The organism is Terriglobia bacterium (assembly GCA_020072645.1).
GTDB lineage: Bacteria > Acidobacteriota > Terriglobia > Terriglobales > Acidobacteriaceae > Angelobacter.
The window spans coordinates 165,951-187,768 of the sequence record JAIQGK010000006.1; the positions used below are offsets into that span (position 1 = coordinate 165,951).

Genomic DNA, 21,818 nt, shown 5'->3' on the forward strand with positions numbered 1-21,818 from the left:
TTTATGAGTTCAGGACATATAGATGTTACGTGCGCTCGATCCACGGCCCGGTCTCCGCGCCGGCAGGTCGTGTTTGAGCGAATAGCGTTGTCTCTGGCTATCTTGCTTTTTTTCTTGGGTCCGGGCAGCGGACTCAAGTCGGCGCTAGCGCAGAGTGCGCCGCAGGAAGATCCATCAGCCGCGCGTCCCTTGGCGAGAAGCCAACAGGAGCGCGCGGATTTCAATACTGCTTACGCATTGACCGGCGCTGCAAAGGAAGAGGCCGCCGCGATTGATTTCTCCAATCGCTACCCTGCGAGTGAATTGCGCCGTTATCTTTATTCCAGCGCAATGCTGCAGTACCAGCGAGAGAACAATCCGATAAAAATGCTGGCTATGGGCGAACGTGTGTTGGCGCTCGATCCAGACAATCCCCTGGCGCTGGTGCTTACAGCCACGGCATTGGCAGATTCGCTGGGTGATCGCGATCGGGACCGGGACAAGAAAGTCAGCACAATCAAGCACAATGCATCGCGCGCTATTCAGGCCGCTGAAGCAGGCTATTCAGGGGAGTCAGATGGGGCGGCGGTTTACAAGACGACGCTCCAGTCCATGGCGTATTCGGCTCTTGGAATCACGAAGTTGAAAACAGGCGATGACGCGGGCGCGGAAAAAGACCTGAAGATGGCGACGGAGCTGGCCAAATTCCGTCCCGATGGCCATACCTGGTACCACCTGGCGCTGGCGCAAGACCATCGAAAGAAATATGCTGCCGCTCTTGGTTCCGTGGAGCAGGCATTGCAACTGGCTAGTTCCGATCCTGAATTGCAGAAACTGGCGGAAGTTGAGCATGAGCGGCTGGCCGGACTAGCCAGAGGCCCGCGCAATGGATCGCCAACGGAGCCACAATGAGCTCCCTCGCCATGAATTCTGATCTCGCTGCACTACAATCCGCGCTGGGGCATACCTTTAAGCGTCCGGAGATGCTGGAGCGAGCGCTAACGCATAGTTCGCACGCGCATGAGGAATCGAAGGCCGGTGGTCCGGATGCCTGTGCCGAGATACTCGATAATGAGCAGTTTGAGTTTTTAGGAGATGCAGTGCTCGGGCTGGTGACAAGCCAGCTGCTATTTGAGAAATTTCCTACCTTTCACGAAGGTCAGCTATCGAAGCTCAAAGCGCACTTGGTGAGCGCAGAACATCTTGTGGGCGTAGCAACCAGGATTGGATTAGGGAAATATCTGCGGTTGGGACGTGGTGAAGAGCGCAGCGGCGGACGGTCAAAAGGAACGCTGCTTTCCGATGCCATCGAGGCCGTAATCGCCGCCATGTACCTGGACGCGGGGCTGGAAAAGACCAGGGAATTCATCATCCGTCAGGTTCTCGAATCCGAACTTGAGACGATCACTGCCGACGGCGAAAATGAATTTAGCCTCACCGATCATAAGTCCGCGTTGCAGGAATTGTTGCAATCGAGTGGCAGGCAACAGCCTGTTTATGTCACAGTGAAGGAAGAAGGGCCGGACCATCGCAAGACTTTCACCGTGGAAGCGCGGATTTATCAACAGGGACAAAGCAAGATGGAATATGTAGCCCGCGCCGAAGGCGGAACGAAAAAGAAAGCGGAACAACTTGCCGCAAAGCAGGCGCTGGAGCATCTACGCGCCCAGGCTGAGAACCAATGAGTGATCAGGACCAAACCCGGACCGAAGAAGCTTTGGCAGCCGCGCCGGTTGAAGCCGTGCCCGCACAGGTTAAGATCGAGCCTCAGACAGTTGAGTCTGATGGCATTGTGCCAGAAAATGCGCCTCTAGCCGCTCCAGAACACAAGGGCCATAGAGAGCCGAAAGACCTTCTCGGGATACAAGCGTTCTTCACCGTCGTGATCTTTAGCATCTACGTGATCACATTTATCGTTCAGGCATTTCAGATCCCTTCCGGCTCAATGGAAAATACGCTGCTCGTCGGGGACTTCCTGCTGGTGGACAAGCTGCATTATGCCGGCTTGCCGGGATCGGCGCACCTGCTGCCGTATGGAAAAATCGAGCGAGGCGACATCGTAGTTTTTTATTTTCCTGTCGATCCATCGCAATTTCTGGTGAAACGCGTGATTGGAATGCCAGGAGACCACGTCCGGCTGCGCGACAAAGTCGTCTATGTGAACGGCCAGCCGCTCCAGGAAAATTACGCGGTGCACAAGCAATGGATGCCTGATGGATATCGCGATAATTTTCCCAATCAGCGAGGCTATTCGCGGGACATTGATCGCCATTGGCGGTATGAATTATCGAATTACGTAAATGGCGGCGAACTGGTGGTGCCTGCGGGCCATTATTTTGTAATGGGCGACAATCGCGACAACAGCCTGGACAGCCGCTATTGGGGATTTGTACCTCGAGCCAACATCGTGGGCAGGCCCTTGGTAATCTATCTCTCGGTTCGAGGTTCGGAACCCGGACGCTCCAGTGATAAACTCATTCATTCAGGACAGACACTGGCCCACCTGCTGGATTTGGCGCGATGGGACCGCATGTTTCGTCTGATTCGCTGATCAATCCATAGTCTGAGCAGGAACCGCGTTTGTTCGACAAGAGCAAAGAGAAAAAACCGGAAAAGGAAAAAGAAAGCCTGCCTGAATCAATCTCCGGGATTGCTTCAGTGTTGGTATCTGGGCTGTTCATCCTCACGTTCATGGTGCAGGCGTTTGAGATCCCATCGGAATCCATGGTCCAAACGCTGCTGGTGGGCGACCATGTTTTTGTCGATCGCCTTTCACCCACGTCGAAAGCCGCATATGTGGGGCCGTTGATTCCGTATCGCGAGATCCGCCATGGCGACATTATTGTTTTCCTTCATCCGAAGGAACCAGGAATGTATGTGGTGAAACGGATCATCGGAATCCCGGGAGACCGCATTCACCTGCGCGATGGCAAAGTTTATCGAAATGGCGAAGCCCTGAATGAGCCGTATGTGGTCCATTCCGGACCAAGCTATTCACCATATCGCGACCAATTTCCCGCGGTCTCCCCGGACGGTGACTCAAACGTAAATCCGGAATGGCCCATTGTGATGCGGGGACATTTGAAAGATGGTGAACTGGTAGTCCCGCCGGACAATTTTTTTGGCATGGGCGATAATCGCGACGTTAGCCTGGACAGCCGGTTCTGGGGTTTCATTCCCAGGGAAAACGTGATCGGGCGACCGCTCTTTATTTATTGGTCGTTTAATACGCCGAAAGACCAATACGAGCGCACCTCTATGGCAGACCGTGTAGGTTTTCTGGTTCATGTAGTTACTCATTTTTTCGGTGAAACCCGCTGGAGCCGCATGTTCCATCTGGTGCATTAATCCAATTCAGGAATACATTTTGCCGTTATTTAAAAGAAATCAAGAAAAGCCGGAGCGCCCAAAAGAGACACTGCCGGAGTCGATCGCTGGAATTGCGTCTGTGCTCGTTGTGGGACTTTTTATTCTTACCTTTGTGGTCCAGCATTTTGAGATTCCGTCACGCTCCATGGAGCGAACTCTGTTGGTGGGAGATCATGTATTTGTCGATCGTCTCACACCGCTGAGCGGCGGAAAGCTGGGCTGGGTCTTGCCGTATCGTGGAATTCATCGCGGGGACACAGCGGTGTTCCTCACTCCGAATCCCGCCGAACAAGGCATGTATCTGGTGAAGCGCATTATTGGTGTGCCGGGAGACCGGATTCGGTTGCATGATGGTGTGGTCTATTTGAACGGCGTCAGGCAAGCTGAGCCATACGTGATTCGCAACGGAACTTACGACACATATCGTGATGAATTTCCTAACGCTTTCAGCTATGGGATGGGCCAGATTTCGCCGGAGTGGGCTGCAACTCTTCAAGCTAGTATTCGAGGGGATGAGGTAGTCATTCCGCCAGACCATTACTTTGCCATGGGCGACAATCGCGACAATAGTCTGGATAGCCGCTATTGGGGATTTGTGCCCAAAGAAAATATTATTGGGCGTCCGTTGGTCGTCTTCTGGTCGTTTGATGTGCCTGAAGAAAACGGCGAGCCGAAACCGATCGGTGATCGCGTGGCTGCGTTTGTAAACGTTACCGTACATTTTTTTAGTCTCACGCGATGGAACCGCCTCTTCCACCTGGTGCATTAATCATGACGTCCACCAGAAAAAAAATCGTTGCTGTTGTGCTGGTAGTGCTTGCGTTGTGCATTTTTCTGCCTCCCAACATTAACGGCGCACGCTTCAGCAACAGGCTGGCCTCAACTTTGAGCGCCGCGCTGGGAAGGGAAGTCAAGATTGGGTCGGTTAAATACCGTCTGTTTCCGCGCCCTGGATTTGATCTTTACGATTTTAAGGTGATGGACGATCCTGCTTTCGGCGCGGAACCGCTGCTTTTTTGCGGCAAGGTCACGGCCGATCTGCGACTGACTTCTTTGTGGCAAGGCCGGCTGGAAATCGCCAATCTTAAGCTGACCGATGATGTCGCTCCGCCCAGCCTGAATCTTGTGTATGCGCGCGATCACTGGAATTTGGAGTCGCTGTTACTGCGTGTCGAGCAGGTGCCGACTGCGCCGACAGCTAAACGTCGAGCCGAGCAGCGCTCCCGCTTTCCCTATATCGAAGCCAGCGGTGGGCGAATTAACCTGAAACTTGGCCAGGAGAAGAAGCCTTACGCCCTCACCAATACGGATTTTGCATTCTGGCTGGCCTCGGAAGATACATGGCACATAAGGCTGGAGGGTCATCCCGTTCGCACTGACATGAACTTGAGCGATACGGGAACGGTGCGCGTGGATGGCGACGTAAAACGCTCCGCCAACCTTCGTGACATGCCGGTAAAGCTGCAGGTTTCGTGGGAGAAATCGCAACTGGGACAATTTTCCAGTCTGGTCATGGGGCAGGATAAAGGGTGGCGCGGTGCATTGGATGCAACCGCCGAAGTAGCCGGTACGCTGGCGGATCTGCACATTAGTGGTACCGCTGACTTAGATAGCTTTCGCCGTTTCGATATCAATCGCAACGCCATGCCGCGCGTCCGCACGCGTTGCCTGGGCGACTATACCAAAGGAAATCTTGGGCTTAAATGCGATACGCCTTTGGGCATCGGCGGACTCTTGATAACGGCCCACTTTACGCCAAGCGCGCAAAACTACGATCTTTCCTTGGTGGCGAACCGTGTGCCTCTTTCTCTACTGGCGGCGGTTGCGCGCCAGGCGCGCCGATCTCTGCCCGATGACTTCACCGCCAGCGGCGATCTGAATGCCGCGTTTGGTTTTCACTGGCACGCGGGCGTGCGTGATTTTCATGGAACGGGCATGAGCACGCCGTTCCTGCTGCAGTCCTCGGCTGGAGACAAACCTTTTCCAGTGAGCGCGGTCAGGTTCCACATTGGGGCGGGCGATACGCCAGCGGCGTTGGTGGTGAAAAAGAAAAAATCCAGCGCCCCAGTGCAGCCAACACCAGCAGCAGCTCCCAGTGCCGCTTATGATTCGGGTTCGCTTACGGTTGATGCCTTCTCGGTACAAATGGGACCATCAACCACTCTGGAAGTGCAAGGAAGCCTGGATAGCAAGGGTTACTTTGTAAGCGCCAAGGGTATGGTGCCAATGGAAAGACTTCTGGCGTTTGGCCGTACTACGGGATTCCATTCACAAATCTCAAATACAACCGCTTCGGCGCTGGTGGACTTAAACGTAAGTGGTCCCTGGGCAAATTTTGCCGCGCCCAGGCTTCACGGCACGGCCCACCTGCAAAATCTGGCGGCATGGATTCCAGGAGTGAAAGACCGGCTGGTGATGTCGGAGGCTGACGCGCAGATTACCGATACGGCGCTGGTGCTCAGCAAAATTACTGGCCAGTTTGAGCATAGTCCGATTGCATTCACTGGCTTGGTGAGCAGCCCGCTGAACTGTACCGGCAATGCTCCGTGTCCGCTTCAGTTTGACCTGCATCTGGATTCACTGGCTATACCCGATGTTGCCGACCTGATGGGATTTACGAATAAAGGATGGAGTCTGCCCTTCCTTTCAGAATCAGAGAATAAGCTGCCAGATTTCCGGGCTCAAGGCAGTCTCGCGGTAGGCGAATTGGATATCGCCAATATGCCTTTAGAAAAATTTACCGCGCATCTTGAACTGGGCGACCACGCACTTACAGTGAATCGCGTGACTGCCAGGGTGGGCGGCGGAACGACGCAAGGCGAATGGAAGATTGATTGGAGCGGCAGCCAGCCGCGCTATAGCGGTAGCGGTTCCCTGGAAGGCGTTACGCTGGAGCGGGTGAGCCCGCAGAATACCGTGGGCGGCCAAGTGGCGCAATGGATCGCAGGCAGAGCCCAGGTGAGTTATTCGGCCCACTTTGAAGGCAAGACACCTCAGGAAATGGCAACAAGTGCGGGCGGCAGGGTGGAGTTTCAAGTGACCAATGGAACATCGAGAGCCTTGGCGCTTGATGCGGGCAGGCCCCTCAGGTTCAACGGAGCCCAGGGCGCGCTGGAAATCGATAAGCAAGCTATAAAGATCCTCCCAAGCAAATTTAGGGCAGAGAACCGCATCTATCAATTGAGTGGGACTATGTCTCTGGCCAACAAGCAGGCAAAGCTGAAGGTGAATACCACCGGTACTCAGTGGGAAATCACTGGGACACTGGAAAAGCCGGAAATTACGCCGCAACCGTTGACCGCGCAGGCGGCTCCCGCGCACGCTAAATGATCTCTAGAATTGTTTTAACAATATTGCTGGTGGCGAGCGTAATCTTTATCGTCCAGGAAGGGCCCGCCTCGGGGCAGCAGCCGTCTTCTGGAGCCAGCCCAATTGCTGCGGAGCAATCTACCGCCCGTCAGTCTTCGGCTCCGCATGGATCTGGACATCGTCTCGCTGACAGCCTGCAAACCAAACTGGATCATATCCAGCAGAATGGTGAACAAGAGCATCCAGATCAAGCGCCAACCGTAATGACTGAAGAAGAAGTCAATGACTACATTGCGTCGGGAAGGATTGTGCTTCCACAGGGCGTGAAAAAGCTGAAGATGGAAGGCCGCAGCGGGGTTGTGACGGCATTTTTGAATGTCGACTTCGATGAGATTCGAGCGGGACAAAATTCCTCCAACCCTTTGCTTTCAGTCTTCAGCGGTCAGCATGACGTTCGAGTTGAGGCTGATGCATCCGGTAGCGGACGCGAAGGGCGCGTGCATGTACGGGAAGTGGATATTGATGGATTTAGCGTGCCGCGGATGGCGCTGGAATATTTTGTCAGCAAATACATTACGCCCAAATACCCCAACGTGGGCATTGATTCCGAGTTCCAATTGCCGAACAAGATTGACATAGCTACAGTGGGCTACCACAAGGTAACGGTCACCCAGAAGTAGCCTGGCCATCGGCCCCGCCCTGTTTCCGATAAAATAACCAACATGCTTAAACACATCTGTTGGAATGATGTTGAACTGGAAAAACTGAATCCTTTGCTGGATCGCCAGATGATCACGGGCGAAAACCTGATGCTGGCCCGCGTGCTGTTAAAGAAAGGCTGCGTGGTGCCGGAGCACAGCCATTTGAACGAGCAGCTCACTTACATTGTGGAAGGCGCGCTGAAGTTCTGGATTGACGGCAAGGAAATTATTGTCCGAACAGGCGAAGTGCTCTGTATTCCTCCGCACATGCCGCACAAAGCCGAAGCGATAGAAGACACAGTTGACCTGGACGTGTTCTATCCGCCGCGCCAGGACTGGTTGAACAAGTCAGACGTTTATCTGCGGAACGCTGAGCCGGCTGCCAGCCGCTGACCCCGGGCTTTCGCCCGTGTGCTGACGACGCGCAGCTGAGAACTCATAGGGAGGCTGATTGGAGAAAAACCAGCCTCCCCAGTGGTGGATTAACTGCGTCAAACGCAGTCCAAGCTGAAAACAGCAAACGCGCACCCGAGATCAACGTGGTTTCGCGGCAAGGGATTACTCCCGAGCACAGATTACCCGTCAATCTTCGTTACACCGACGCTTCTGGGGGAGGAAAAAGGTATCCTTGCCAAATGCGCCGCAGTCGTGTTGTGTTGCCGTCTTCTGTCCCCGATTGATTGCTGCGCCGGTCGAGCGGGCCAGCGCGTGCAATGCTGAGCAGCGAACTATTTCCACACCCGATTAGCGGGATCGTGATGTCGAACCAGAACACCGCCCGTCCCCAGGGCACACTCCAACCACCACACCACTCCGTGCGCTCGCCTTCATCCTTGTCACAGCACGGGCTTACACTTCATTACCGAAATTTCAAATGGCGACTTGCTGATAATGGCTTTTTCATTTCAACAGCAGCGATTTAAGGGTGGATTAGTGTTTGATTAAAATTTCTCATCGGGCTTTTGCAGAATATCGGCATCGTGATTCCATGCAGTGGATATCGAATGACCATTAACGCGGAGACCGACCTGAACTAAGAAACATCGAGTCCGATGGATTTCATTAGTTCTATTCCATTGCTGGTGGTGACCACACCGGGGCGGAGACGATAATCGAAAGAAAGCCTGTCGTCTTCAAAGCGTTCCTGGAAATGGGCGTTGCGTACATGCTCGGAAAAAACTTGCTCCAGAGAAGTGAGGGCAAGGTCGTGGGTTGTGACAAGACCGATAGCGCCGTTGCGAACCAGTGTGCGCAGCACACCCTCTGTGCCTACCCGCCGATCATGCGAGTTTGTGCCCTGCAAAACTTCATCGAGCAGAAACAATGCTGGCTGTGTAGACGAAAGGTCCACGACTTGGCGGAGCCTTTTGATTTCGGCATAAAAATGGGAAATGCCTTTCTGCAGCGAGTCAGAGACACGCATGGAAGCGCCTACTGCAACGCGGGAAAGCCGCAAGCGCTTGGCTCGCACGGGAGCGCCCATCATCGCGAGGGCCGCATTGATGCCGATCACGCGCAAATATGTGCTCTTACCGGACATGTTGGAGCCGCTCACCAAAAGCACCTGGCTGTTCCCCCCCAGCTGGACGTCATTGCGCACGCATTTGTCGTCGGGTAAAAGAGGATGGCCAAGGCCATCGCCCTGGAAACAGATTGCAGCCTCGGGCGGCGCGAATTCCGCGAACTGGTCCTGGGGATGCTCGTAAGCGTAAGCCGCAATTGAAACAAGGGTCTCGATTTCTCCCACGACATCCAGCCATGCCTTTATCCCGCCGCCGTAGGTGCGACGCCAGCGCTCCAGCGCAAAAGCAATTTGCATCGAGTAAAGCAGTGGGATATCAAAGATCCGCACGAACCAGTTGTGGCGCGAATCATCCAGATCAGCCAATGTGTCAAGGCGTGCGATACACGCCGATGGCGGCAAACCATGGGTAAGAAGTCGTGCCTGCAATTGCTGAAGCAAGGGAGAATCAAACTTTTCTGTTTCGATGCGACGCAGCAGCAATGCCAGCGAATCAAGATCCTTATGGGTGTCGCTCACACCGGCAAAGATCTTTTGCAAACGATGGCGGGCCCGGGAGGTAATGATGCCATTGATCAGCAAAAGAATAATAAAGGGCGTCCACATCACCATGAAGCCGAAGACCAGCGCAGCCATGCTGAGAATGGCCAGACCCAACGCCCACCATCGGCCATCCTTCAAGCCGCTTTCTTCCTGCGCCCAGGCGGTCAGCGCTTCAGGTTTGGCGGCAATGCGCTCGCTTTCGCCGCTTACCGCAAGGTCTTCCCGAAAATCAAGTCGCGACCTCAGTTCGGCGACCGCGGCTTGCCGCTCCTGGATTTCCTTCACCTCAGCATGAGACAGGAGCCAGCGTGCCAGACACTGCTTGCCCATGTTGGTGCGTGCGGTCGATAGCAACTGGAACAGGCTGCCTTCGCCAAGAATATCCAGGTCTTCCGCGTACAGATGTAGCGGATCTTTGAATTCTTCACCTGTTGCACCGCTTCCGGCCCAGCGATCTTCCATGCGTGCGAGTCCGAGGCTATAAACGGAAACCGCTCGCTTCGCCATATTGAGCGCAGTCACTACGCGGCGGTGTGCGACGACGAGGACGGCGAATAGAGCAATGGGAACTAGCAGCCAATAAAGAGACGGAGAGCCGGTTTTGCCGGTGATCCAGCACTGGACGAATATCGCGACAAAAAGGACGATGCGCGCGTTGCCGAGCCAAAGATGCTTGCGTTGGAGCTGCGCAGCTAGAGTTTCACGGTCTTTAAGGCGACGTGAATACTCCTGATGTGGAGCGGAGGCCGTCACCGTCGCCGGGGTTGGGGGAGTTTCTCGTTCTTCAAGGATGTGATCGTTCACCACACACCATTCTGGCTGGAGCGCGAGGCAAATGCAAAAGGGCACGGCTGAAAACCGTGCCCCTGCTAATGACTACATCAAACCCTCACGCCTCACCATACCCTGCACGCATTTTCAGGCGCCATGGGCTGGCCGGGTTTGCATCCGAAAGCTTTCTGAAATTCTGGCATGTTGCGCACAACGCCGTTCACGCGCCATCTGCCGGGGGAATGCGGATCCACGCGGACCAGCATTCGTGACAGCTCCGGCGTGGTGTTCTGGCACCAGACGCGGCCAAAGCCCAGGAAGAAACGCTGATCGGGCGTGTAACCATCAATCTTTTTGTCAGGATCTTCTTTGGCCTGGGCCATGAGGTCGTGCAGCGCCATCAGAGCGATGCGAGCGCCGCCATTGTCTGCGGTATTTTCACCCAGGGTTAAGCGGCCATTCAGTTTGAGGTCGTCAACAGCGGTAAATGAGCTGTATTCATCGGCCACGCAACTTGCGCGTTGTTCAAATTCTTTACCGTCTTCAGCGGTCCACCAATCGCGAAGATTGCCTTTGGGATCGAACTTGCGGCCCTGATCGTCAAAGCCGTGAGTAAGTTCATGCCCGATCACCAGTCCAATGCCGCCCATGTTGACGGCATCATCCAGCGTGCGATCGAAGAATGGCGGCTGAAGAATACCGGCGGGGAAGACGATCTCATTGTGGCTTCCGCTGTAATAAGCGTTCACAGTGGGCGGAGTCATGCCCCACTCCAGCTTGTCCACCGGCTTGCCGATCTTTTGCAATTGCCGGTTGGATTCAAATTCGCTGGCGCGGTAAAGATTGCCAATCATGTCTCCGCGAACGACCTTTAGTTTGCTGTAATCGCGCCATTTATCGGGATAGCCGATCTTGTTGCGGATGGCGGCCAGCTTGACCAGCGCTTCTTTTTTGGTGGTTTCGGTCATCCAGGGCAGAGTAGTAATGTCACCCTTTAGTGAGTGTTCCAGCGCGTCCACCATCTTGAGCATGCGCGCCTTTCCTTCCGCGCCAAAGGTGGCGTCCACGTAAGGCTGGCCCAGGGCCTCGCCCAAAGCATTGTCAGTTGCGTTGATGCAGCGCTTCCACCGTACCGGCAATTCCTTTTGTCCTGTGATCGCCTGCTGGAATTTAAAGTCTTCCTGCACAAAATCGTCTGAAAGCCAGCTGGCGGCATGGTTCACCATTTGCCAAGTCATATAGGTTTTCCAGGCGTCCAGCGGAGTGGAGTCGATCACCGGGTTGATCGCCTTGAAGTACTCAGGATTGCCCACATTCAGCTCAGCAAAAGATGGCGCGCCGCTGGCTGCGAAATAGCGGTCAAGGTGGAAGTTGGGAGCCAGCGCCTCAGCCTGCGCGACCGTCATTTTGTGGTCGCGATTTTTGGGGTCGCGACGCAGTGTGCGCTCCATGAAGGCTTTGGCCAGATCAGTTTCAATCTTCAGAACGGTTTCGGCGCTTTGGGCAGCTTGCTCAGGCGATTGCCCGAGCAATGAGAACACCTTTTTCATGTGATCGACAAACGCAGTGCGAATGGCGACAGTTGGAGCGTCATCTTTCAGGTAATAATCGCGGTCAGGCAGAGAAAGGCCGCTCTGGTCAATAGCGGCAATCGTCTGATCTGCGTTGTGCAAGTCAGGACTGGAGCCAAAGCCCAAGAGGGGGTTAGGACCAATCAGTTGCTCATGCGCCATCACTTCAATCATCTGAGTCTTGTCTTTGATGGCTGCAATACTGTCCAATTCCGGCTTCAGCGGCGTGGCGCCAGCTTTATTCGCGGCGGCTTCATCCATGCATGAGGCGTAAAAGTCGCCGATCTTTTGCGTCACGGCGTTGCGTCCCGGATCATTTTGGGCTGCTTTTTCCAGAATTTGGCGCAGAACCTCCAGATTGTGCTCGTACACTTCAGCAAAGCTGAGCCAAATGGGCTGGTCGCCGGGGATGGGATTATTTTTGAGCCAGTTTCCACAGGCATACTGGTAAAAATCCACGCAGGGATCAACCGTCTTATCAATATTGGCGATATCGAATTTGGGCGCTGGACGGGCCGGAGCATCACTGACCTTTGCGGTCATTGGATTTGCCGGGGGAGTAGTAGGACCGGCGTTCTGAGTCTTGGCATTCCCCGCCTTTTTTGTGGACTTTAAGTCTGGCTTTTGTGGCGTAGGTTGTGGTGATTGGGCAAGCGCCACGCCGGCGGTAAACAATACCAATCCAATGAAAGACAAGACAGACTTGTAAAACAGGTATTTGCGCATTCGCAATTCTCCCCTCAGGCAAAACATGTCATTGTATAAGACGGACAGAAACAAAAGACGTTGGCATTCGCCAATGAGCTGGGATATTCCGATGGCATCCAAGCTGCGCTTTTTGCGGTGAACGGAAGCTTTCCCTTATAGGATCCATCGCTCGCCTTCGTCTTTACCCCGTGAACGCGATATGATGTTTCTTATCCCGCATGGAACAAGATCTGACAACTTTGAAAGATGATATGGTGGCCTTTATTGAGGGCCATGGGCTGCGCCGCTTCAGTGCGTACGTGAGCGATGAGGTCGCCAATGTGCCCTGGTCCACCGACGAAGACCATCCTGATGGCTGGAAAGACTTTGTGGAGCTAGCCAAGGCTTCGAACGTGAGTTTTGTCACCATGAATCACGTTTCGCTGGACAAAGAAGACGTGGACCTGCTGGTGAACCGGCTCCAGGAAATTGAGTACATGAATGAAGAAGAGTTGGAAGAGGCCGGTTGGCTGCGCAGCTTTGTCGGCAAGGTGGGCTATCTTCAGCTTGGATTTCCCTGCCAGGGCGTGATGTTTTTATATGAGGTTTCCACCCCGTGGTATGACACGTACCAGCGGCTGGAGAGCGCGGCCGATGATTATGACGGTATCCTGATTGACGATACCGATCAGGACGACGAGTAAGAGCCGGTGCGCTGGTCATTTGCGAATCCCGATGCGGCCCAGGTGGAAACGCTTTGCGCCGAAGCCAACGTCTCCCCAATTGTCGCCCGACTTCTGGCCCTTCGCGGAATTACTGCGTCCAATGCGGCGAATTTCCTTTCGCCTTCACTCGATCATCTGTATTCCCCCTATCTGATGCGCGGAATGGCGGCTGCCGTGGAGCGCCTGAGTGCGGCCATCGCCAACAAGGAAGGCATTCTGATTTATGGCGACTATGACGTGGACGGAACCACTGCCGTAGTGATCCTGAAAACCGCGATTGAGCTATGCGGCGGCGCAGCGGACTTTCACGTTCCGCACCGGATCAAAGAGGGTTACGGCATCAAGGACGATGTCATCGAGCGGGCCGCTGCGGGTGGAATAAAAGTCGTTATCAGCGTGGATACTGGCATAAGGGCATTTCAAGCGGCTGAGACAGCGCGGCGCGTCGGCATTGATCTGATCGTTACAGACCATCACCTGCCTGAAGCGCATGAAGGCGTACCGAACGCGTGGGCAGTACTCAATCCCAACCAGCAGGGCTGTGATTATCCCTGCAAAGAACTGTGCGGCGCAGGGGTCGCGTTCAAGATTGCGCAGGCGCTATTTGCCAAATTCAAAGATCAGGTGGACCAGGCAAAGCTGATTCCGTCTTTTCTCAAGATGGTAGCCATTGCCACCATCGCGGACGCGGTTCCGCTGGTCGGAGAGAACCGTACGATCGCGCGTTTAGGCTTGGAGGGGCTGCGGCGTCCGGTCAACGGAGGACTTAGAGCTTTAATGGAAGTTTCCGGCCTGACCGGCGAGCGCGCAATTGGCGCTGGCGACGTCGGCTTTCGCCTGGGGCCTCGCATCAACGCAGCAGGACGAATGGACGTGGCTCGCGACGTGATCGAACTCTTCACGTGCAAAGATCAGGACCGTTGCAAAGATATCGCGGAAAAGCTGAATCAGCTGAACCTGGAGCGCCAGTCAGAAGAGCAGCGCATTGTGGCGGATATAGATGAGCAGCTTGCAGCAGAGCCCGATCTTACAGGGAAGTTCTGCATGGTTTTTGATGGCGATGGTTGGCATCGAGGCGTTGTTGGGATTGTGGCATCACGGGTCGTGGAGAAGACCGGCCGCCCGGCACTCGTAATTGCCAAGGATGCGGAAGAAGCTCACGGGTCGGGCCGCTCCATCAGTGCGTTCCATCTGCTGAATGCGCTCGAATCTTGTCATGATCTATTTACGCGCTTTGGCGGCCATGCCCACGCAGTCGGTTTTGCCATGCCCAGCAAGGATGTTCCTACCTTAAGGCAAAGGTTGAATACTTACGCGCAAGCCATGCTTAAACCTGAAGACTTGCTGCCGGAACTGAGCATTGATGCTGAAATTCCTCTCAGTTCGGTGACGCCAGAGTTGCTTAATGATTTAGGCCGATTAGAGCCATTCGGCCACGGTAACCGTGAACCGGTGTTTTCCAGTTGCGGCGTGAGCCTATTGATGCCGCCAAGGATTCTGAAGGAGAAGCACATTAAGTTGCGGGTCAATCAGAGACTGCCAAATGCCAGGGCCAGCTTCAACTATGAAGCCGTGGGCTGGCGGATGGCAGAACGGGCCCAGTCAGCAGCTCTGCAATCGGGTGACAATCTGGATGTCGCCTACAAAATCGGGCTGAACTTTCATCCCGACTTCGGAGGTCTGGAATTGACTTTAGAGGATTTTAGAAAGTCAGCTCCGGCCGCAATTTCTGTTTGCGGCTGAAGGCCAATGGAGTTATAGTGCCCCTGCTATGCCAGAAAACTTTATCTTTTGCTCCAAGTGTGGCACGCAGAACCCTGCGACGGCCCAGTTTTGCCAGAGTTGTGGCTTAACCCTTTCCAGTGGCCTTGCCCCAAATCAGGCAGCAGCTCCGGCGCGTGCTTATGCCGCTGCTCCTCCGGCCGCGTATGTTGCGGCTCCCGCTGTGCCTTATGGCGGTTTCTGGATTCGTTTTCTGGCGCACTTGATTGATCACGTTATCCTGAGCGCGGTAGCGGCTCCTCTGTTTTTTATCATGGTCTTGCCGGCAATTATTCGCATCGCACATGAAGCGGAGCAGAATCAGGAACCGCCTTCTCCAGAGCTCATCGTCACGATTTTAAGTTCGATCTTCATTTACATTGCGCTGGCCTTTGTCGGCCAGTGGCTTTATGAAGCCCTGCTCACCAGTTCCTCATGGCAGGGAACAATAGGGAAAAGAGTTCTGCGCCTAAAAGTGGTGGATGAAGCAGGTAACCGGATTGGTTTCGGGCGCTCCACCGGACGGTTCTTTGCCAAGATTCTTTCTTCCATATTTTTCTATATCGGCTTCATCATGATTGGGTTTACTGACCGCAAACGCGGATTGCATGACATGCTGGCAGGCACGGTGGTGATGAAGTACTAAGCTCTTGTTTGTTTTTGATTCCACGGGAATGTCGCGTTCTTTGTCATTTACCATAAAGGCAAATGTCCTTTGATCCCAAGCGGCTAAGAAAAGTCTTTGCCGGCGGCGCTGTGATGGTGTTCGTCATCGCCCTGGGATTCTATTTGCGTGGGTTCTTTAAGCCGCAGGACAAGATTCCTGATATGCCCAAGAACATCCCTTCTGGCGTGGAAAAAAGCGCAACAGGTTTCAATCTCTCCAAGTCAGAAGGCGGAAAGACGCTCTTTACCATCCATGCAGCCAGCGTCCAGCAATATAAAGAGGGTGGACGCGCGGCGCTGCACGATGTCAGCATCACAGTTTTTGGACGCAACCAGGACCGCTCCGACCAGATTTACGGCGCCGATTTCGGGTATGATCCGGTCGCAAAAGTTGTCTCTGCGGAGGGGGAAGTCCGCATTGATCTGGAGGCTGTTTCCTCCGCTGCAACTCCCGCAGGCGGGCCAGCGGCGGAAACCAAGAACCTGATTCACGTAAAGACGAGCGGTCTTACCTTTAGTGAGAATACCGGAATTGCCCAGACCAAAGCGGCGATTGAGTTTCGCGTGCCGGAAGGAAATGGATCGGCGGTGGGTGCAACGTACGATTCGCACGGCGGCGTGCTTACGTTGAAGTCGGCTGTGCGAATTACCAGCACCGGTCCGCGCAAAGCCACCATCACAGGCCAGAGCGCCACAATCACCAAAAACCCGAGCAGGATCGTGATGCAGTCTGCCAAAGTCGAGGAACAACAGCGTGTGATTTCCGCTGATAAAGTCACGGTTTTCATGAGCGATGACAATAATATTGAGCGCGTTGTTGGTTCTGGGAACCTGCATGCATCCAGCACCGGCGCAAAGGCGTTTGAGATTAACGCTCCTGAAGGTGAGCTGGAAATGACGGGCGCGAACCAGGCGCGAAGAGGCGTTCTTTCCGGTGGCGTAACTTTCCTGAGCAAAGGTGATTCTCCTGCGCAAGGCAAGGCTGGCAAGATATTACTCACGTTTGTGGCTGATAATCGGCTAAGCAAGGCAAGGGCGGAAGATTCAGTCCAACTGAAACAGGGCCCAGCCGGAAAGTCACAGGAGTTGCATGCAGTTGCACTGGATCTTTCTGTGAAGGATGGCCGCCGATTGGAGAAGGCCGTTACTTCCGGCGGACCGGCGGAGATTGTACGCGAGCAGGCTACGGGCAAGACCACGATCAGCGCAGGACATTTTGAAACCGTTTTCAATGACCAGAATCGTCCGGTATCTCTCTATGGAACGCCCGATGCCAAAATTGTTGATTCTGTTCCGGGCAAGCCGGACCGCATTCTCACATCGCGCGAACTCACGGCAAAGTTCAATGACAAAGGTGAGATTGTTTCAGCCGATCAGACCGGCGATTTCCGTTATCAGGAAGGAACACAAACGGCTTCTGCCGAGCGCGCCAAATATGCCGCAGCCGAGGAAACGATCCTTCTTTCCGGATCACCACGTGTCATTGACGCGAACCAGGGTATTGCGCTCACAGCCGACAGCATCCAACTAAATCGCAAAACTCGCAACGCTTTTGCCCAGGACAACGTAAAGACCACTTATTCCAAGATGGGTGCCCAGCCGGGCGGGGCCATGCTGGGCTCGGCTGACCCAATCCATGTTACGGGCTCAACTGCCACCCTGAACTCTGCTACCGGAGTCGCCCGCTACGCCAAAGCCCGTCTGTGGCAAGGTCCAAACATCGTGGAAGCGCCAACCATCAGTTTTGATCGGACGAAGCGCAGCCTTCAAGCCCAAGGTGGACAGGGTGACCATGTTGCATCAGTTTTTGTGCAAAAGGATAAAAATGGCAAGCTAACCCCGGTAAATGTGATGTCAGATAGGCTCTCTTACGTCGATGCGGAGCGCAGGGCGGTCTTTAGCGGCAATGTGGTGGTCCGGGCCCAGGATGCCACTATCACGTCAGCCAGCGTTCAGGTGATCCTGCTGCCAAAGAAAGGCCAAGCCGAAAATCAGAGTGCCAGCCAGCTGGAACGTATTGAAGCGCAAGGAGATATCAAGATTGAGCAAGGAAGCCGGAAGGCCACTGGGAACAAGCTGGTGTATACCGCTGCAGAGGAAAAAATGGTGCTTACTGGCACCTCGGAAAAACTCCCTAGCATTTTTGATGCCGAACGGGGCCAAATTTCGGGCGATTCGTTGACTTTCTTTACCCACGATGGTAGGGTTCTGGTAGGTAGCGGAGAAACATCCAAAACCGAGATTCCAAACAGGATTCCAGACGCGAGCAAGAAGTAAATGCAGACCTTGGCCACGGACGAAATCGCGAAATCGTACCGCGGGCGCAGGGTAGTCAACGGCGTCAGTCTTCATATCAACCAAGCTGAAGTGGTCGGGCTTTTGGGCCCCAACGGCGCCGGCAAAACTACATCTTTTTACATGATTGTGGGGCTTGTGCCCCCGGATAGCGGCCGCATTCTTGTGGACGGTCAGGACATCTCCAATGTTCCCATGTACCTGCGCGCCAGGAATTACGGCATCAGCTATCTTCCGCAGGAGCCTTCGGTATTTCGCAAATTGAGTGTGGAAGAAAACATTATGGCTGTGCTGGAAGTGCAGCCCATCTCATGGCAGGAGCGCCGGCGCAAGCGTGATCAGTTGATTGATGAGCTAGGGCTTGGACATATTCGCAACAATATGGGCTATGCGCTTTCCGGTGGAGAGCGGCGCAGAGTGGAAATCGCGCGCGCGCTTTGTATTGCACCAAAGTTCATTCTGCTGGATGAACCATTTTCAGGCATTGACCCCATTGCCGTGCTCGACCTGCAAAAGATAATTTTTGATTTGAAGGGAAGCGGCATCGGTGTGTTGATCACTGATCACAACGTGCGCGAAACGCTGTCAGTGACGGATCGCGCTTATATCATCAATGAAGGCCGCATTTTCCGCACCGGTACGCCGGAGCAGCTTGGCAACGATCCAGAGGTGAAAAGAGTCTATCTGGGAGAGAGTTTTTCATTTGTTTAATTGCGTCAGGTAAGAAGCAAAAATAGTCGAATTACGACGGTACTCTTTTGGGCCACGGGCCAGCGTGTGATAGTAGAATTTAACTAAAGAAGCAGGGATGGTTTTACTCCAAAACAAACTGAATCTGAGAGTCTCGCAAAAGCAGATTCTCACTCCAGGGCTGGTCCAGATGGTGAGCGTGCTCGCGCTCAACAAGCTGGAGCTCAAGGAGATGATCAACACGGAAATGGTGGAGAACCCCGTGTTGGAGGAGCTGGATTCCACTGTCCCACTGCTGGATGAGATTGCCGGAAAGCAAGAGGCCCATGAACGCCAGGACGCAATCGACATTAAAGAGAAGGATGAAACCGGCCCCGAGGCCGAAAAGAAAGATCCCTTTGATGAGATCGATTTCGGCTCATTCTTCCGCGATTACCTTGATCCCGGCTATCGCAACTCCGCCGATCTGGAAGAGATCGACCGGCCATCCTTTGAAAATTTCCTCTCCAAACCGGGGACTCTCTCTGACCATCTCATGTGGCAGTTAGGTTCCGTCACAGTACGTCCTGCGGTCTATGCCCCAGCGGAACTGGTGATTGGCAATTTAAACGAGGAAGGCTACCTTACTGCTTCAGACGATGAGTTAATGGGGGTGGCACACGCCCAGGAATCCGAAGATCCTGCTCCTGAAGTTGCACCTACAGATGTCACTCTGGCGGATACGCCAGCCGAACCTTCTCACCTGGAACTGATCGTCTCCCATGAGCCCACGCCGGAAGCAGTTGCGGCAGAGAAGAACAATGGGTTTGCTCCGGTTCTGCAGTTCACGCGCGATGACCTGCGAGAAGCGATCGCGCTGATCCAGCATTTTGATCCAGTAGGCGTGGCGGCGCGCGATCTGCGAGAGTGCCTGATGGCCCAGCTTGAGCACCTGATCAAGACGCGAGACATGGAAGGTTCCGACGATCCTGAAAACGATCAAGTGGTTGAAGACGCTTTAAAGATTGTAGACAAGCAACTCCACTTTCTGCAGAACAAGCAATATAAAGAAATCGCCAAGGCCATTGCGCGCCCCATGGAAGCGGTGATCCAGGCGCATGAGTTTATTCGCACGCTCGATCCCAAGCCGGGTCTTCGCTATAACAAGGTTGAGCCCAAGCTGATTGAGCCGGACGTTGCCTTTGTGAAGCATGGTGACGAGTATCTGGTCCTGATGAACGATGAAGACCTGCCGCAGCTTCGCGTGAGCCCGACATATCGGAAGATGCTGAACCAGAATGGCGGCGTGGAGAAGGACGTAAAGTCCTACGTGAAAGAGCGCTATAAATCCGCGGTGCAACTGATTAAAAACATTGAACAAAGACGGCAGACGATCCTAAAAGTTTGTTACGCCATCATCGGACGGCAGCGGGATTTTCTTGATCAGGGTATTGACCAGCTCAAGCCGATGATGATCAAAGAGGTCGCAGAAGAGATTGGAGTTCATCCATCCACGGTGAGCCGGGCAGTTGCCAGCAAATACGTTCATACTTCGCAAGGTGTGTTTGAACTGCGCTACTTTTTCTCAGAAAGCGTGCAGGGCCCTGAAGGCGCGGGCACATCGCTGCTGATCCTGAAGCGCCGCGTTAAGAAGCTGATTGAAGAAGAAGATCCTGCCCATCCGCTGACCGACGACCAGATCACACGCGTCTTGCAGTCGCAAGGCATCCAGGTGACGCGGCGCACAGTGGCGAAATATCGCGAAGACATGAAGATACCCAGCACGCATCAAAGGAGGACGAAGAGCTAAATCGGGAAGCGCGGACACATCCGAGCCGGCGCTTTTCGGGCAGACGTTAAAAAGCCGCCTGTACCCGTGCCGTATCTCCCAAAGCACCCGGCAGACGACTCTCAGTTGGACCCAATTTCAGGAGGGAGTCAATGAACGTCGAATATACTGGCCGCCAGTACGAAATCACTCCTATCACCCGCAAGCAGGTCGAAGGCGGGCTTGAAAAAATCCAGAAAATCCTTGGCACATTTGAGACGCACGTGATTCTCTCAACGGAGAAACGCCGTCATATTGCGGAGATCACAATTACAGTGCGCAATCACGCCCCGATTGTTGGCCTCTCTGAAGCCCAGGAGATGAATACAGCAATAGGAGGAGCGCTGGACAAGATCGAGCGCCAGGCCGTGAAATACAAGACGCGATGGAAGAGCAAGAAACGCCAGGCACGAAAAAAAATGGAATTAGCCGGCGAGTCGCAACAAGAACCCACGATCGCCATTGCAGTAAACGGCGACCTGACGACGGCTGTGCCGGTAAAGGTCCACAGTTTTCCCAGCAGAGTAAAAGTGACTGAGACGCACGTGACCAAGAGCTCTGATTCGGTCTCATACAAGCCTTTGACTTTGGAGGAAGCGGTAAAAGAAGCAGAATTTCGCGACCGCGAAGTATTTGTTTTTCGCGATCTGGAAGGCAGAGTGAAGGTGCTGCATCGCAAGCGTGACGGGAAAATGGAGTTGATCGAAGCGCCGTGATTTTCACATTTGGCATTCAAACAGTTCCATTATCGTGGACTGTAACGATTTAGATATAAAAACCCGCTGAGCTCAGGCCCAGCGGGTTTTGTCATAGCTTATACGTTATTTTAAATCTTACGCGGCTGGCCGCTTTTGTTGAACTCCTGCGCTAAACAGCTCGATCATGGCGCGATTGAATGCGGGAATATCATCGGGCTTGCGGGCTGTCACAAGATTGCCGTCGGTGACTGCTTCCTTATCGACCCACTCCGCACCGGCATTGCGGATATCAGTCTTGAGCGAAGGCCACGACGCGATCTTGCGGCCGCGCGCCACGCCGGCTTCAATGATCGTCCATGGACCATGGCAGATTGCCGCCACGGGTTTGCCTGCGTCAAAGAACGATTTCACGAAAGCGACGGCCTTCGGTTCCATGCGCAGCTTGTCTGGGTTGATCACTCCGCCGGGAAGCAGTAGAGCGTCAAAGTCTTCCGGCTTTGCGTTATCAAGCGTGAGATCTGCCGGGACTTCCTTGCCCCACTTTGTCATGTCCCAGCCCTTTACGGGCCCTTCTTTCAGCGATACGACTTTGGTTTCAGCACCGGCTTTGTTCAAAGCTTCGCGAGGTTGCAATAGCTCGACTTGCTCAAATCCATCGGTGACCAAAATTGCTATTTTCTTGCCTTTCAGATTTTCATTAGCCATTTTGTGATTCCTTTCCTTC

Annotated in this window: 18 protein-coding genes; 15 read left to right on the plus strand and 3 right to left on the minus strand. The window is 54.0% G+C overall.

Going from position 1 to position 21,818, the window contains the following annotated elements:
• Nucleotides 1–3: 3 nt before the first annotated feature.
• The 8 genes from LAO76_10800 to LAO76_10835 are packed head-to-tail and all read left to right on the plus strand — an operon-like array spanning nucleotide 4 to nucleotide 7,751.
• Entirely contained in the window at nucleotides 4–891 is an 888-nt protein-coding gene (locus tag LAO76_10800; protein MBZ5491409.1) for a hypothetical protein, read from the plus strand.
• Nucleotides 888–1,664 (plus strand): ribonuclease III, encoded by a 777-nt coding sequence (gene rnc / locus LAO76_10805; protein ID MBZ5491410.1) that lies wholly within the window; start codon nucleotides 888–890, stop codon nucleotides 1,662–1,664. Before LAO76_10800 ends, rnc begins: the two co-directional genes overlap by 4 nt.
• A complete protein-coding gene (gene lepB / locus LAO76_10810; protein ID MBZ5491411.1) occupies nucleotides 1,661–2,530 on the plus strand; it encodes a signal peptidase I in 870 nt (289 codons plus the stop codon). The genes rnc and lepB (LAO76_10810) overlap by 4 nt, the downstream gene beginning before the upstream one ends.
• 29 nt (nucleotides 2,531–2,559) lie before the next feature.
• A complete protein-coding gene (gene lepB / locus LAO76_10815; protein ID MBZ5491412.1) occupies nucleotides 2,560–3,327 on the plus strand; it encodes a signal peptidase I in 768 nt (255 codons plus the stop codon).
• 16 nt (nucleotides 3,328–3,343) lie between these two features.
• Nucleotides 3,344–4,117, plus strand: a complete 774-nt coding sequence (gene lepB / locus LAO76_10820; protein ID MBZ5491413.1) for a signal peptidase I — start codon at nucleotides 3,344–3,346, stop codon at nucleotides 4,115–4,117.
• A 2-nt stretch (nucleotides 4,118–4,119) separates the two neighbouring features.
• Nucleotides 4,120–6,678, plus strand: a complete 2,559-nt coding sequence (locus LAO76_10825) for an AsmA family protein (protein MBZ5491414.1) — start codon at nucleotides 4,120–4,122, stop codon at nucleotides 6,676–6,678.
• Nucleotides 6,675–7,337, plus strand: coding sequence for a hypothetical protein (locus LAO76_10830; GenBank protein ID MBZ5491415.1), 663 nt, complete (start codon nucleotides 6,675–6,677; stop codon nucleotides 7,335–7,337). The genes LAO76_10825 and LAO76_10830 overlap by 4 nt, the downstream gene beginning before the upstream one ends.
• Nucleotides 7,338–7,379: 42 nt before the next feature.
• Nucleotides 7,380–7,751: a cupin domain-containing protein gene (locus LAO76_10835; GenBank protein MBZ5491416.1), complete on the plus strand. Its 372-nt coding sequence runs from the start codon at nucleotides 7,380–7,382 to the stop codon at nucleotides 7,749–7,751.
• A gap of 640 nt (nucleotides 7,752–8,391) precedes the next feature.
• Here LAO76_10835 and LAO76_10840 read toward each other — a convergent pair.
• Nucleotides 8,392–10,227, minus strand: a complete 1,836-nt coding sequence (locus tag LAO76_10840) for a mismatch repair protein (protein MBZ5491417.1) — start codon at nucleotides 10,225–10,227, stop codon at nucleotides 8,392–8,394.
• A gap of 92 nt (nucleotides 10,228–10,319) precedes the next feature.
• A complete protein-coding gene (locus LAO76_10845) occupies nucleotides 10,320–12,491 on the minus strand; it encodes a M13 family metallopeptidase (GenBank protein ID MBZ5491418.1) in 2,172 nt (723 codons plus the stop codon).
• 200 nt (nucleotides 12,492–12,691) lie between these two features.
• On the opposite strand from LAO76_10845, the gene LAO76_10850 reads away from it, so the two are divergent.
• From LAO76_10850 to raiA, 7 genes are all read left to right on the plus strand, one after another.
• Nucleotides 12,692–13,156, plus strand: a complete 465-nt coding sequence (locus LAO76_10850) for a hypothetical protein (protein MBZ5491419.1) — start codon at nucleotides 12,692–12,694, stop codon at nucleotides 13,154–13,156.
• 6 nt (nucleotides 13,157–13,162) lie between these two features.
• Nucleotides 13,163–14,920, plus strand: a complete 1,758-nt coding sequence (recJ, locus tag LAO76_10855; GenBank protein ID MBZ5491420.1) for a single-stranded-DNA-specific exonuclease RecJ — start codon at nucleotides 13,163–13,165, stop codon at nucleotides 14,918–14,920.
• Between the two features lie 28 nt (nucleotides 14,921–14,948).
• On the plus strand, nucleotides 14,949–15,584 hold the full coding sequence (locus LAO76_10860) for an RDD family protein (protein ID MBZ5491421.1): 636 nt from the start codon (nucleotides 14,949–14,951) through the stop codon (nucleotides 15,582–15,584).
• A gap of 62 nt (nucleotides 15,585–15,646) precedes the next feature.
• Complete coding sequence (gene lptC / locus LAO76_10865; protein ID MBZ5491422.1) at nucleotides 15,647–17,881, plus strand: LPS export ABC transporter periplasmic protein LptC; 2,235 nt, start codon at nucleotides 15,647–15,649, stop codon at nucleotides 17,879–17,881.
• Nucleotides 17,882–18,610 (plus strand): LPS export ABC transporter ATP-binding protein, encoded by a 729-nt coding sequence (lptB, locus tag LAO76_10870; protein ID MBZ5491423.1) that lies wholly within the window; start codon nucleotides 17,882–17,884, stop codon nucleotides 18,608–18,610. It begins immediately after the preceding gene.
• A 97-nt stretch (nucleotides 18,611–18,707) separates the two neighbouring features.
• On the plus strand, nucleotides 18,708–20,378 hold the full coding sequence (gene rpoN / locus LAO76_10875; protein MBZ5491424.1) for an RNA polymerase factor sigma-54: 1,671 nt from the start codon (nucleotides 18,708–18,710) through the stop codon (nucleotides 20,376–20,378).
• Nucleotides 20,379–20,509: 131 nt separating this feature from the next.
• Nucleotides 20,510–21,112, plus strand: a complete 603-nt coding sequence (gene raiA / locus LAO76_10880) for a ribosome-associated translation inhibitor RaiA (protein MBZ5491425.1) — start codon at nucleotides 20,510–20,512, stop codon at nucleotides 21,110–21,112.
• 117 nt (nucleotides 21,113–21,229) lie between these two features.
• Here the strand turns inward: raiA and LAO76_10885 are convergent, their stop codons facing one another.
• Nucleotides 21,230–21,799, minus strand: coding sequence for a type 1 glutamine amidotransferase (locus LAO76_10885; GenBank protein MBZ5491426.1), 570 nt, complete (start codon nucleotides 21,797–21,799; stop codon nucleotides 21,230–21,232).
• Nucleotides 21,800–21,818: the final 19 nt, after the last annotated feature.